Source organism: Bifidobacterium criceti (assembly GCF_002286935.1).
Lineage (GTDB): Bacteria > Actinomycetota > Actinomycetes > Actinomycetales > Bifidobacteriaceae > Bifidobacterium > Bifidobacterium criceti.
Genome location: NZ_MVOH01000005.1, coordinates 20,730 through 33,925 on the forward strand (window position 1 = coordinate 20,730; position 13,196 = coordinate 33,925).

Consider the following 13,196-nt stretch of genomic DNA (forward strand, 5'->3'; position numbering starts at 1 on the left):
ATAGCGTCCGATACGGATTCGGGCGTTTCCTTTTCGCGAACATATGACGCCGACATCAGCGCTTCGCACCGTTCATATATTCGCAACCCCTGTGTTAAGCCATGGCGACGTATTGCAAGCATGGCCGAAGAAAGGCACAACCAAGTGGCTACAACCTCGAAACTAGAAGACATGAAGCTTCCTGAGCTCAAGGAACTCGCCAAGCAGATGGGTCTGCGCGGAGTCTCGACGATGCGCAAGGGCGCATTGCTTGCAACGCTGCAGGCCGCGCGCAACGGCGAAACCGCGCCGGCGGGGGTCACCGTGCGCGCACCGAAGCCCGGCAAATCCGACACATCCGCCGAATCGGTGAAGAACCCGGCCGCCGAGCAGACCGATGCAGCCGTCGAACAGCCGGCGCCCCCGGCGAGTGCCGTGCGCGCGCAGGACGCGTCGGCGAAATCGAAGAAAATCGCCGTCGATGCGCCGAAGCCGGAAAGCAACATGGAAATGCATGTCACGGCCCGCCGTGTGCGCAAGCGCCGTGGTGACGAGGACACGGACGCGCAGCAATCGTCGCTCCTTGATTCGCTCAACCTCGACGAACAGCCGAAGCGCCGCGCACACCGCGGCGAAGGCGCCGAGCAGCGCGCTGCACGCCACGGCCATGACGACGCCGCGCCGCGCCGCCGCCGCATGCCAGCGCATCAGACCGAGAACGTCGACCTCGACGAGATCCTCGACTCGCTCCCGGGTGTGCCATCGCATGGACATGACGAGCCGCAGCAGCCTGAGAACCGCCGCGGACGCGCGGAACGGGGCAATGACCGCAGCAACCGCAACGACCGCGGCAACCGCCGCGGACGCGGACGCGACAACGAGAACCGGCACGACGACGTGAACGGACATCGTGACGACCTCGTCCCGGTCGCCGGCATCGTCGATGTGCTCGATTCGTATGCGTTCATTCGCACGTCCGGATACCTTCCGGGGCCGAACGACGTCTATGTGAGCATGGGTCAGATCAAGAAGTATGGCCTGCGCAAGGGCGACGCGGTGAAAGGCTCGATCCGCGCGCCGCATGAAGGCGACCGCCGCAACCAGCGCCAGAAGTTCGTGCCGCTGCAGTCAATCGATTCGATCAACGGGATGAGCGTCGAGGAAGCCGCACGCCGTCCGCAGTTCAGCAAGCTCACGCCGCTCTATCCGAACGAACGACTCAAGATGGAGACGACGGCGAACCGCCTGACGGGACGCCTCATCGACATCGTCTCGCCGATCGGCAAGGGCCAGCGCGGTCTCATTGTCTCGCCGCCGAAGGCCGGCAAGACGATCACGCTGCAGAACATCGCGAACGCGATCGCAACGAACAACCCCGAGGTGTACCTCATGGTCGTGCTCGTCGACGAACGTCCCGAAGAGGTCACCGATATGGAGCGCACCGTGCAGGGCGAAGTCATCTCGTCGACGTTCGACCGTCCGGCCGCCGACCATACGACCGTCGCCGAACTCGCGATCGAACGCGCGAAGCGCCTCGTCGAACTCGGTCAGGATGTCGTTGTGCTGCTTGATTCGATGACGCGCCTCGCGCGCGCCTACAACATCGCGGCACCCGCGTCGGGACGCATCCTCTCGGGTGGTGTCGACGCGCAGGCGCTCTATCCGCCGAAGAAGTTCTTCGGCGCCGCGCGCAACATCGAGAACGGCGGCTCGCTCACGATCATCTCGTCGGCGCTCGTCGAGACCGGTTCGAAGATGGACGAGGTCATCTTCGAGGAATTCAAGGGCACCGGCAACATGGAGCTGCGCCTGAGCCGTGAACTCGCCGACAAGCGCATGTTCCCCGCCGTCGACATCAACGCGTCCGGCACACGCCGCGAGGAGCTCATCACCGATCCGCAGATACTGCCGATCATCTACCGCCTGCGCCGCCTGCTTGGCGGACTCGAACCGGAACAGGCGTACCAGACGCTTGTGCCGCGCCTCAAGAAGACGATGACGAACCGCGATTTCTTCTCGGCAATCGTGCAGCAGGGCGGCAATTCGCTCGGCAACGCGAACAGCTGACGGCGTTCCGACACGCCCGGTTGGTGACGGAGTGCGGTGCCGATGACAACCCATCGGCACCGCACGGCCGTTATTGCACACGTTTGCAATTTGTGTCCTCCGGCGACGCTATCGGCGTATGCACACTGATGGCACCGCATCCTGACAGCTATCGTGGAAACAAGAGCTGTCAGGAGGAAAGGCGCGTGGTCATGACATCGAACAATGATGCTGGTGGAGGAGCCGCGCTCGACGAGAAGGACGACATCATCCTCGGACTGCTTGAGCAAGACGGGCGCATGACGCTCGCACAGCTCGCCGAAGCGGCCTCGCTCTCCATCTCCGCGACACAGTCGCGTGTGCAGAAACTTGAGAAACGTGGCGTCATCGAAGGATACCGCGCCGACATCAACTACGAACTCACCGGCAAACCGGTAAGCGCGTACATCGACGTGACACCGACCGACCGCTACGGGGGCGACATCGATGCCGTCCCCACGATACTCAGGCGCATTGGGGGAGTCGTCTCATGTGACGCCGTGTCCGGTGCGACGAACTACATGATTGTCGTGCGCGTCCCATCCGTCCACGCGCTCGAGGACCTGCTCAACACCATCCAACGTGCTATTCCCGCGCGCACCGTGACGAGGATGGTGCTGCATCACTATTTCGGACAGTGATATCGCACGCGGCGCACTAACCACACCGCACGGTAATGTGGGAGCATGACCACCACGGAGGATGACTGGCGCGCCGCCGCGCGCGAAGAAGGAACCGACATCGATGCGCTCGCGCAATCCGATGATCCACAGACGAAGCGCATCGTCGCGCGCATCGACACATTGCGCGCGTCGATAGACAACATCGATATGGCGATCGTCGCGCTTCTCGCCGAACGGTTCAAAGCGACCGCACAAGTCGGCGCGCTCAAGGCGCGCGCCGGATTCGCACCCGCTGACTACGCGCGCGAGGAACAGCAGATGGAACGGCTGCGTCTTGTCGCGCAAGGCGCGGGCCTTGATACGCATATCGCCGAACAGTACCGGGAATTCGTCGTCACGGAGACGAAGAACCGGCACCGCCGCATCGCCGACGCGGGTGGCGACGCGGGTGTCCTCGACATCTTCGCGTGACCGTGGGGACGCCGCTTCGCCGACGGAGGACTTCCCGACGACATGGGTAGGCTGGGGACGGCAAGGATGGATGGCGGAAGGAGACGGGACATGCGCATACGATGGATCCATGCATGCGCGGCGGCGCTCACCGTCGCGCTCACGGCCGCGCCATGCGTCGCCGCCGCGTCCGGCGCGCACGGCGGCGCATGGCGCGCCATCTCCTCCGACGCCGCCGCTGAGCGGTTCGCACGGCACGACGTGTTCGCCGTCGTCCCCCCGACGGGGAACGGTGCGCGCCGCTACTATGTCGAACCGACGTCGGGCGGTGGCGTGGCACGGATCACGACGCGCGCGAGGATGCCGTGGACGGTGCACGTCGACTATGCGCTCAACGGTCCGAACGTCGATGCGGCCGCGCTCGACGGCGCGACCGGCACCGTCCAGGTGCATGTGCGCGTCGCGCCCGACGACCTCGCCGACCTCGACATGCGACGGTATGCGCAGGAACTGCGTACGTTCGCGATGTTCACGGTGCCCGCGCAATGCGCGAACGACGTGAGCGCCGATGACGACGTTGCCGTCATCCATGACGGCAACACGATCGTCGTGTCGTCGACCGCCGCGCCCGGCGCAACGCTCGACATGCGCGTCTTCATCGACGCGACGAAATTCTCGATGGGCGATGTCACCGTCGCCGCATTGTCCGCGGCATCGACGGACGAATACGGCGCCGCATTGCGCGCACTCGGGACACAATCGGCGGCGCTCACCGGCTCCGTCACGGCGTCCGCGCACACGGACGACGGTGCGAACGCCGCACTCAGCAAGACACTGACGGCATTGCGCGACCAGGAACGCACACTCGCGAAACAGGAAATCGCGAAACGCGGCGACGAGCACCAACGGGCGTTCCACGACTACATGGCCGCCTATGTCGGCTCATACACGAACCATCTGTCAGGATCGGTCGGCACGAAGACGCAAATGACGGCGCTCATGGGCACCGCGGGCGAACTCAAAGGCGACACGCCGCTCGCGCACGCCGTGACAGGACTCGCGACGGCCGTCAACAACGTATCGGACGCGCATCAGCACACTGGAGCCGCCGACGAAGTCGACCGCATCATCACCCGCATACGGCAGCAGGGCACGGAAGGACTCGCCGACGAACTCAAACGGACGGCGGGCGAACAGGCGCGCATCGGCGCGCGGATGTACGCGGACGGCCAAGGGCAGCTGTCGCGCGCGATGATCCCGTATTCGATGGCGTATACCGACGTCTATACATCGAACCTCAACGACCTCACCGGCGGCGACGTCGGCCGCGCAAACGCAATGTCCACGCAGGCAATCGAAGCGACGAACGCGCAGGGCGGCGAAGGCACGCTCGGTGCGGACAAGGAAGGCGTCGACGCGGCGATGGCGGCGCTCGCGTCCGCGCGCGAGCATACGGGCGCCGCGAACGCAGCGGAACAGATCCTGCAACGCTTCCCGGATGAGATCGCGTCCGTCGGTACGGACACGACGTCCGACGCGGCCGTCTCAGCGCAGCTGCAGCCGGTCATGCGCGATGCGGCGCTTATGCGCACGGCATACGAGCATTGGCTCGCCGAACCGCTCGGCGGCGCACCACGTGTGCGCCGCGCGCAGCGCATCGCCGACGCGCAGCGCCGCACACAGGCCGCACATGGCGTGAAGGATATGTCGACGCTCGTGACGCCTTCGGACAACGACGCATCCGCCGACATCTCGAAATACGCGGGATCGGTCACAACATCGATAGGCGGCGGTTCCAGTGGTTCCGGTGACGGCGGCGGTACGACGACATCCGGGACATCGGGCGACGGCACGTCCTCGCATGCGCGTAGGGGACGGTCGCCGACGGCGATCTCCGAGGACGAATGGATGTCACTTGTCGACGCGAATCCATGGGAGCGCACATTCATTGCCGCGAATACGCAGCCGCTCATCGACGAGACGGTCCGCATCGCGTCGGCGCGGCCGGCGCTCGATGCGACGGCGGACGCGGCGGCGCAGGGCGGCGCGCTTGCGGGTGCGCTCTCGCACGGGCCGATGCGCGCAGGCATCGCCGATGTGCTCGACACACGATTCCTCATCGTGCACAAGGCGACATGAGTGATTGATCGATGGACGGCACGATGAATATGAATAATATGGTGTGGGCCCCGCGGAAGAATTCCGCGGGGCCCACACCATATGCATCGCATCATGTCCGTCGGTGACGGACCGTGTTCACTGCTTCTGTTTCTTCGCCGGAGGTTCGCCCAGTTCGCTGTCGGCGACGATGATCGTCTCCTCGACCGCTTCCTGAGGCGCCGCATTGCCATCGGCGCCCATCGTCTCGCCGTCGTCCGCACCGTCCTTCGGACGCGCGTACTTCTCCATGAGGTCGCTCGCCTTGCGCAACGTGATCTTGCCGGTCACGCGCGCCGCTTCGGCGATGTCGCCAAGCGCGGGCGCGAGCGCGTCGCGCAGTTCGTTGTTGACGTTGAGCATGACGGACAGGATCGGCGTCTTCATCGAGACCTTCGCCTTCGACTTGATGCCACGCAGCGCCGTGAGCGCCTGTCCGGCCTGTGCGAGCAGGTCGGGCGACGCCTTGAACGCGGCCGCCGCGTAGGTGAGCGGCTTCGGCCACGGCGCACGGTGCACGGAGCCTTCACCCGCGTGCATCCAGCTCCACACCTCTTCCGTCGTATACGGCAGGAACGGCGCGAGCAGGCGTGCGAACGCGTCGAGGCCGAGGCCGAGCGTCGTGCGCGCCGAGCGCACGGCCTGCGGGCTCGGCGTGTTGCCGGTCGATTCCGCGGTGCCGTACGCGCGGTTCTTGACGAGTTCGATGTAGTCGTCGCAGAACTGCCAGAAGAAGTCCTCAATCGTTTCGAGCGCCTTCGAATGCTCATAGTTCTCGAGTGATTCGGTCGCGTCGTAGACGACCTTCGCCATCTTCGCCATCGCGGCGCGGTCGAGCGGTTCGGTGACGTCCTTCGGGTTCCATGTGGCCGTCGCCGCTTCGCCGACGTGGTGCTGCTCGTCCTCACGTCCGATCGCGAGCGCGAACTTCGTCGCGTTGAGGAGTTTGATCGCGAGCCTGCGGCCGATCTTCATCTGGCCTTCGTCATACGTCGCGTCGAGGCCGAGGCGCGCGGATGCCGCCCAGTAGCGCACGGCGTCGGCGCCGAATTTCTCGATCGGTTCGTTCGGGACGACGACGTTGCCCTTCGATTTCGACATCTTCTTGTGGTCGGGATCGAGGATCCACCCCGAGAGTGTCGCGTTCGCCCACGGCAGGCAGTGGTTTTCAAGGTCGGCGCGGTCGATTGTGCTGAAGAGCCACGTGCGGATGATGTCCTGTCCTTGGGGGCGCAGGTCCATCGGGAACGTCGACTTGAAGAACCGTTCGTTCTCGTCGCCCGGTTCCGCCCACTTCGTGACGATCTGCGGTGTGAGCGACGACGTCGCCCACGTGTCCATGATGTCCGGTTCGGCCATGAATCCGCCCGGTTGGTTGCGCTGCTCCTCGGTGTAGCCTTCCGGCACGTCGATCGACGGGTCGATCGGCAGACGGTCCTCGTCCGGCGTGAGCGGGTTCGCATAGTCGGGTTCGCCGTGCTCGTCGAGCGCATACCACAGTGGGAACGGGACGCCGAAGAAGCGCTGGCGCGAGATGAGCCAGTCGCCGTTGAGGCCGTGTACCCAGTTCTCGTAGCGCACGCGCATGAAGTCGGGGTAGAAGTTGAGTTCCTTGCCTCGTTCGATGAGTTCGGCGTTGAGGCGCTTGTCCGTGCCGCCGTTCTCCAGGTACCACTGGCGCGAGGTGACGATTTCGAGCGGCTTGTCGCCCTTCTCATAGAAGTTCGTCATACGCATCGTCGGCTTCGGTTCGCCGTCCATGTCACCGGCGGCCTGAAGCTGTTCGACGACTTCCTTGCGCGCCGAGAACGTCGTCTTGCCTTCGATCGCCGCGAAGCGTTCGCGGCCTTCGGCGTTCTGGATCCAGTCGGGCGTCTCCATGATGATGCGGCCGTTGCGCTGGATGATCGGACGTGTCGGCAGATGCAGGTCACGCCACCATTCGACGTCGGTCATGTCACCGAACGTGCAGCACATCGCGATGCCGGCGCCCTTGTCCTTCTCGGCCGCCGGATGGGCGAGCACGGGGACCTCGACGTGGTAGAGCGGGGACGTGACCGTCTTGCCGAAGAACGGCTTGTAGCGTTCATCGTCCGGATGCGCGATGAGCGCGACGCATGCCGAAAGCAGTTCGGGGCGCGTCGTCTCGATGTAGATCGGCGTGCCATCCTCGAAACGGAACGCGATACGGTGGTAGAAGCCCGGGTATTCGCGCGATTCGAGCTCAGCCTGCGCGACGGCCGTCTGGAACGTGACGTCCCACAGGCCCGGCGCGTCCTTCTGGTAGGCTTCGCCACGCTTGAGGTTGCGCAGGAACGCCTTCTGCGCGACGCGGCGCGGATGCTCGCCGATCGTGTGGTACGTCTGCGTCCAGTCGATCGACAGGCCAAGGCGACGCCACAGGTTCTCGAAGAGCTTCTCATCCTGCGCCGTGAGGCGTTCGCATAGTTCGATGAAATTGCGGCGCGAACACGGCACCTGATCCTTCGCCTGGATCTTCTTGCCTTCCGTGCCTTCGAACGGCGGCTGGAAATCAGGGTCGTACGGCAGCGACGTATCGACGCGCACACCGTAGTAGTTCTGCACGCGGCGCTCGGTCGGCAGGCCGTTGTCGTCCCAGCCCATCGGATAGAGGACCTCGAAGCCGTTCATGCGCTTGTAGCGCGCGATGATGTCGGTATGCGTATACGAGAACACGTGGCCGACGTGCAGATGGCCGGACACGGTCGGCGGCGGTGTGTCGATCGAGTAGACGGCGCTGCGTTCGCCGGGGTTGTGGAATGTGTAGGTGCCGTCTTCGTCCCAGACGCTGCGCCATTTGTCCTCAAGGCCGTCCACGCCTACGCGGTCGGGGAGGGGGGTGAGATTGGCGCTGATGGAGATGTCTTCGCTATCAGTCATAACCGTCAGTCTAAAAAGCGTCTATGACATCATGGCGGCTCCGCGCACGGCCTATGGCCGGCGTTTCGCGGTGTGCGGAACGCCGGTGCGGACGGGCGGTTTCATGCGCGTTGTGGTTCGCTGGGTTCAGTTGCCGCGCACACCGTTCGTGAGCCCGGCGAGCTGCAGCCGCCATGACGAATTCTCGGCGGGGATGCCGCCGACGGACGCTTTCGTGGCGACGAAATCCTTGTTCTCGTAGAGCCATGCGCTCGCCGCGTCCTGACTGACGACCGTGTCGAATGTGCGCATCGTTTCCCGGTACTCGTTGTAGTTCGCCTTCGCGAGCGCATCGTTGTATGCGCGTTGTGCTTCGCCGTTCTGGTAGTGGAACATCGTGGATCCGTCGACGAACCGCATATAGCCGTCGGCACCTTCGAGCGTCGTGAGCGCGCACGCGTAGTCGCCGTCGGCGACGCGCTTCGTGAGCGTCGCCGTGTCGACGACTTCGAGTGTAGCCGGCATCGACACGACGTCGGTGAGGGTTGCGGTGATCTGTTCGCCGAGTGCGCGGTGTTGTTCGTCGGTGAGGACGGTGAACGGTCTGAAATACCCATACGAGAAATAGGTGCGCATCGACGCGGCTTTTTCAGGGTCGTGGGGGAACAGGTCATTCAGATCGGTGTACCCGGGCTGCAGCCGTCCGATCGGTCCGCTCAGCTGCGCCGCCGCGTCGGGTTGTGTCTTCGCGATTTCGGCCGCATCGATTGCGTACCGTGTGGACTGCCGCACCTGTACGTCGGAGAACGGGCTTTCCTGTGCGCTGTTGAGTGCGAGGAGCGTCTGGCGCATGCCGAGGCCGTCGGAGACGTGGAGTGATTCGTTCTTCGCGAGACGTGCGGCGGCGCCCGCGGAGCGCGGAAGGGCGACGTCCGCGTCACCATGTTCGAGTGCGTCGGCGAGTGCGTCGTCGGAGTTGTAATAGGCGAGTGTGACATGTGCGGCGCTTGCTTGGCGTCCCCAATAGTCGGCGTTGCGGCTGAGTGTGATCGACCGTCCGTCGACGCGGTCGACCGTGAACGGTCCCGAACCGTACGTGTGCGTCGCGTATCCGTCGCCGTCGGCGTGCGCGCCCTTGATGTTGTAGACGATGCCGGCGCGCCCGGTGAGCGCGTACAGCAACCGTGGGTTCGGCTTGTGCAATGTGATCGTGAATTGTGACGCGCTTGGGTTGCTGATTTGCGCGACATCGCCAAGGTCCTCGTATCCGACATAGTGGTCGGTGATGATGGCCTGCAACGATGTGACGACGGCGCTCGCGTCGAGCGCGCTTCCATCGGCGAAGCGCAGGCCGTCGCGCAGGATGAAGGAGTACCGCAGGCCGTCGGTCGTCTCACTCCAACGTGCGACGAGGTTCGCGGCGATGGAGACGTCGTCGCCTGTCGTCAGCAGTGTTTCATAGACATTGTCGACGAGTGCCTGTTCGACGCCGCGTTCGTCGTTCGTACGGATGTCGAGCGATGTCGGTTGGTCGGTGAGTGCGACCGTATACGACTGCTGCGATTGCACGGCGCCGCTTCCGGGCAATGTGCCGCCGCGTTTTGCGCGTACGATGAAGAACGCCGCGACGATCGCGATGACGGCGATGGTCGCCATGAACACGATCCATGGCGCGACGCGGCGTCCGTCGCTGTGTGTGTCCTTCTCTTCCATGACTGTGCAGTATACCGGCACTTGGCTACCGCGTGCGCGTCGCTGTGCGCTTCGCTGATGCGCGCGCACGTTTCGCTGATGTGTGCGCGCGGTTCGTGGCCGGAGCCGCACCGAGGAAGTCGCCGGCGCTTGGACATGAGTCGTTGAGCGGGCACCATGCGCATTGCGGCGCGCGCGCCGTGCAGACGCTGCGTCCGAAGATGATGAGGCGGTGGGACAGGTCGGTCCATTCCTCACGTGGGAAGCATGCGGTGATGTCGCGTTCGATGGCCTCGGGGGATGGTTTGCCCGCCGTGTCACGCCATCCGAGGCGCCCCGTCACGCGGATGACATGCGTGTCGACGGGGAAGCCGGGCACGCCGAACGCGTTGCCGAGCACGACGTTCGCGGTCTTGCGCCCGACGCCGGGGAGCGAGGTGAGCTCATCCATCGTATGTGGCACCTCGCCGCCAAAGCGTGCGACGAGCGCCTGCGCGAGTTCGATGATGTGTTTGCTTTTCATCCGGTAGAAGCCGAGGACACGGATGATTGACTCGACGTCGGCGATGTTCGCCTGCGCGAGCGCGTCGGCGTCCGGGTACTGGGCGAACAACGCCGGTGTGACGCTGTTGACGCGTTTGTCGGTCGTCTGCGCACTGAGCACCGTCGCGACGATGAGCTCGAACGGCGTCGTGTAGTCGAGCTGGCATTTCGTGACGGGGATGAATGCGCACAGGCGGTCGTACTCGTCGTGCATGCGCGTGACGCGCGCGCGTTTCGATTCCTGCGCAGCCATCTGATGCCTCCCGGTCCTATCGGATGCCATCCGAGCCTACACGCGCCCGACACCGTCCGGCAATCGCCGATTGCTCATTGCTCGGTAAGGGAATGCCCGGCGGCGGCTTTCGCCTGGGTGCGTTCCTCGTCGTCCTCGGGCGGGTCAAAGCGGTAACCGACGTTGCGGACGGTGCCGATGACATGCTCGTATTCGCCGCCGAGCTTCGCGCGCAGGCGCCGGATATGCACGTCGACGGTGCGCGTGCCGCCGTAGTAGTCGTACCCCCACACCTCCTGGAGCAGCTGCGCGCGTGTGAACACACGTCCTGGATGCTGGACCAGGTATTTGAGCAGTTCGAATTCCTTGTACGCGAGGTCGATCGGGATGCCGCGCAGGTTCGCCGTGTATCCGTTCATGTCGACGACGAGGTCACCGGAACGGATGAGCCCGTCCTCCTGCTCGTCGTCGGCCGGTGCGGCGCCCGATGCGGCCATATGGGTCGTCGCGCCGCGTTCGGAGACGAGACGCAGCCGCCCTTCGACCTCGGCGGGGGAGGCGGTCGAGACGACGACGTCGCTCACACCCCATTCGGCGGTGACGACGGTGAAGCCACCCTCGGTGAGGATGAGGACGATCGGCGTCGACAGTCCCGAAGCGTGGATCAGACGGCACAATGTCTTCGCAGTCGCAAGGTCATCGCGGCCATCGAGGAACAGGATCGTGTTCTCCGGCATTTTCACAAGGCTTGCGGCATCCATCGGCAGCACACGCACACGGTGGGAGAGGAGCGCGAGCGAAGGCAACACGGAAGCGGGGTCATGGGAGAAGGTCATCAAGGTCAGATCCGTCACAATGCGCCCCTTTTCGGATGTCTGCGTCGTCATGCGCGCCGCGGGCGCGCTTTGCGTAACACATTGTACCGATAGGCACGGTACGAGCGTCTGAAGCGTTCCAGCATAAGAGCGTCGCGCGAATGTGCGCGGCGGCGGCTAGATTGGAGGGGATGCGACGGAAGCGCGGCCGCCATGCGCCGGATGGCGCGCAAGGGACGGCGCGCGCATGGACCGAAGGTGGATGGCAATGGGTATAAGGCACATCGAAGCGCAACAGGGTGACGCACTGCGGACAAGCCCCGACGTTCCCGTCCGTGGGCCACTGCTCGTGCAGGCGGTCGCATACATCGTCCTCGTCGCGGTCGCCTGCATCCCCGGAAGCGAACGCGTCGCCGGCGGTGTCTATTCGCTCATCCTGTTCGCGGTCGGCCTTTTCATCATGCTCCTCGCGTTGTTCGCGCCATTGCGCGATGGGGTGCCGGGACGCATCACGGCGTGCGTCGTCGGGTTCCTGTCGATGATCTGCGCGGCGACGCCGTTTCTCGGCGAACTCGTCTTCAATGTGCGCCCGACGGTGCTCGAAGCCTCGGATTACCTGTCGGTCGCCGCATGGCTCGCCGGCGTCGCGGCGCTCCTTGTCGCCCTTGTCGTTGTGTCGTTTGCGCGTCAGATGGCGCGCAACCCACGCCCGGACATGATCGTGCAGATGTCGCATATGGTCATGGACGGCGTCGCGTGCATCGCGGCATCCGGATGGTGCTTCCTGCCGATGCTGTTCCACGCGCACGGTGTCGGTACGGCTGTGCGCGTCATCGCGGTCGCCGCGGTCACGACCGTCGCCGTGCTCCTCGGCATGATGTCATGCATGTGGTTGCGTGACGCGCGTCCGCTCGACGACGCGCGGTCGCCATGGATCGGCATGGGGCTCCTGCCGGTCATGCTCACCGGCGGCGCCGTTGGTATCGCGGTCTTGGTAATGTTGCTCGTGTGATGGTGGAAAGGGCACCGTCGCTCTTCTCTAGAATAGGTTAAGGTTGAGCCCCGCCGGATGGCGGGGCTCAACGCGCATCAGCCGTCTATCGTCCCTCCCCGCATTGTGGGCGGGGACGGATGGGATCAGTCGTCGTTGTCGGCGTCGTGCTCGGCCTTCTCACTCGCGGCGAGGCGCTCGCGCGCGGCCTTGATCTCCTTCTCGGCGGTTGCGGCGTCCGCCCAGTAATCGCCCGGCATGACCTCCTTGCCCGGCTCGAGCGCCTTGTACTGCTCGAAGAAGTGCTTGATCTCGGCCTTGTGGAACTCGGAGACGTCGGAGATGTCCTTGATGCTGTCGTAGCGGACGTCTGCCGGCACGCACAGCACCTTGTCGTCGCCGCCCTCTTCGTCGACCATGTGGTACAGGCCCACGGCGCGGCATTCGATGATGCAGCCCGGGAAGACCGAATCCGGGATCATGACGAGCGCGTCGAGCGGGTCGCCGTCCTCGCCGAGCGTGCCGTCGATGTAGCCGTAATCGTCCGGATACCCCATCGCCGTGAAGAGCGTACGGTCGAGGAAGACGCGGCCGGAGGCCTGGTCCACTTCGTACTTGTTCTTCGATCCACGCGGGATCTCGACGACGACGTTGAACGTATCTGCCATGGTGTTCTCCTTGATTGATCGTGTGAGTATGAACCCGCTACCACCATACACCGCCGTACGCCGCGTGGTGTACGGCGGATG

The 13,196-nt window shown here is 64.6% G+C and carries 10 protein-coding genes; 5 read left to right on the plus strand and 5 right to left on the minus strand.

What is annotated here, in order from left to right; genetic code table 11:
• Positions 1–144: 144 nt before the first annotated feature.
• From rho to B1526_RS01520, 4 genes are all read left to right on the plus strand, one after another.
• On the plus strand, positions 145–2,046 hold the full coding sequence (gene rho, locus B1526_RS01505) for a transcription termination factor Rho (RefSeq protein ID WP_095614371.1): 1,902 nt from the start codon (positions 145–147) through the stop codon (positions 2,044–2,046).
• 191 nt (positions 2,047–2,237) lie between these two features.
• Positions 2,238–2,705: an Lrp/AsnC family transcriptional regulator gene (locus B1526_RS01510; RefSeq protein ID WP_095614411.1), complete on the plus strand. Its 468-nt coding sequence runs from the start codon at positions 2,238–2,240 to the stop codon at positions 2,703–2,705.
• A 45-nt stretch (positions 2,706–2,750) separates the two neighbouring features.
• Positions 2,751–3,158 (plus strand): chorismate mutase, encoded by a 408-nt coding sequence (locus B1526_RS01515; RefSeq protein ID WP_095614372.1) that lies wholly within the window; start codon positions 2,751–2,753, stop codon positions 3,156–3,158.
• Between the two features lie 90 nt (positions 3,159–3,248).
• On the plus strand, positions 3,249–5,276 hold the full coding sequence (locus B1526_RS01520) for a tubuliform spidroin (protein ID WP_095614373.1): 2,028 nt from the start codon (positions 3,249–3,251) through the stop codon (positions 5,274–5,276).
• Positions 5,277–5,393: 117 nt separating this feature from the next.
• Here the strand turns inward: B1526_RS01520 and valS are convergent, their stop codons facing one another.
• The 4 genes from valS to B1526_RS01540 all read right to left on the minus strand — a co-directional run bounded on the left by valS (position 5,394) and on the right by B1526_RS01540 (position 11,495).
• Positions 5,394–8,195, minus strand: coding sequence for a valine--tRNA ligase (gene valS / locus B1526_RS01525; RefSeq protein WP_095614374.1), 2,802 nt, complete (start codon positions 8,193–8,195; stop codon positions 5,394–5,396).
• A gap of 126 nt (positions 8,196–8,321) precedes the next feature.
• Positions 8,322–9,887 carry an ABC transporter substrate-binding protein gene (locus B1526_RS01530; protein WP_095614375.1) on the minus strand — a complete coding sequence of 522 codons (1,566 nt, stop codon included), beginning with the start codon at positions 9,885–9,887 and terminating at the stop codon, positions 8,322–8,324.
• 25 nt (positions 9,888–9,912) lie between these two features.
• The gene (gene nth / locus B1526_RS01535) at positions 9,913–10,662 is read right to left on the minus strand and encodes an endonuclease III (protein ID WP_095614376.1); all 750 of its coding nucleotides are present in this window, start codon (positions 10,660–10,662) and stop codon (positions 9,913–9,915) included.
• A gap of 74 nt (positions 10,663–10,736) precedes the next feature.
• Entirely contained in the window at positions 10,737–11,495 is a 759-nt protein-coding gene (locus tag B1526_RS01540) for a winged helix-turn-helix transcriptional regulator (RefSeq protein ID WP_157908667.1), read from the minus strand.
• Between the two features lie 229 nt (positions 11,496–11,724).
• Between B1526_RS01540 and B1526_RS01545 the strand changes: the two genes are divergently transcribed.
• Complete coding sequence (locus B1526_RS01545) at positions 11,725–12,468, plus strand: transporter (protein WP_095614378.1); 744 nt, start codon at positions 11,725–11,727, stop codon at positions 12,466–12,468.
• A 125-nt stretch (positions 12,469–12,593) separates the two neighbouring features.
• Here the strand turns inward: B1526_RS01545 and B1526_RS01550 are convergent, their stop codons facing one another.
• Positions 12,594–13,115 (minus strand): inorganic diphosphatase, encoded by a 522-nt coding sequence (locus B1526_RS01550; RefSeq protein WP_095614379.1) that lies wholly within the window; start codon positions 13,113–13,115, stop codon positions 12,594–12,596.
• Positions 13,116–13,196: the final 81 nt, after the last annotated feature.

What these genes read in the sequence shown, in the direction of transcription:
- B1526_RS01510 (WP_095614411.1), top strand. Translation starts at nt 2,238, where the DNA reads ATGACATCGAACAATGATGCTGGTGGAGGAGCCGCGCTCGACGAGAAG.
- B1526_RS01515 (WP_095614372.1), top strand. Translation starts at nt 2,751, where the DNA reads ATGACCACCACGGAGGATGACTGGCGCGCCGCCGCGCGCGAAGAAGGA.
- B1526_RS01520 (WP_095614373.1), top strand. Translation starts at nt 3,249, where the DNA reads ATGCGCATACGATGGATCCATGCATGCGCGGCGGCGCTCACCGTCGCG.
- valS (WP_095614374.1), bottom strand. Translation starts at nt 8,195, where the DNA reads ATGACTGATAGCGAAGACATCTCCATCAGCGCCAATCTCACCCCCCTC.
- B1526_RS01530 (WP_095614375.1), bottom strand. Translation starts at nt 9,887, where the DNA reads ATGGAAGAGAAGGACACACACAGCGACGGACGCCGCGTCGCGCCATGG.
- nth (WP_095614376.1), bottom strand. Translation starts at nt 10,662, where the DNA reads ATGGCTGCGCAGGAATCGAAACGCGCGCGCGTCACGCGCATGCACGAC.
- B1526_RS01545 (WP_095614378.1), top strand. Translation starts at nt 11,725, where the DNA reads ATGGGTATAAGGCACATCGAAGCGCAACAGGGTGACGCACTGCGGACA.
- B1526_RS01550 (WP_095614379.1), bottom strand. Translation starts at nt 13,115, where the DNA reads ATGGCAGATACGTTCAACGTCGTCGTCGAGATCCCGCGTGGATCGAAG.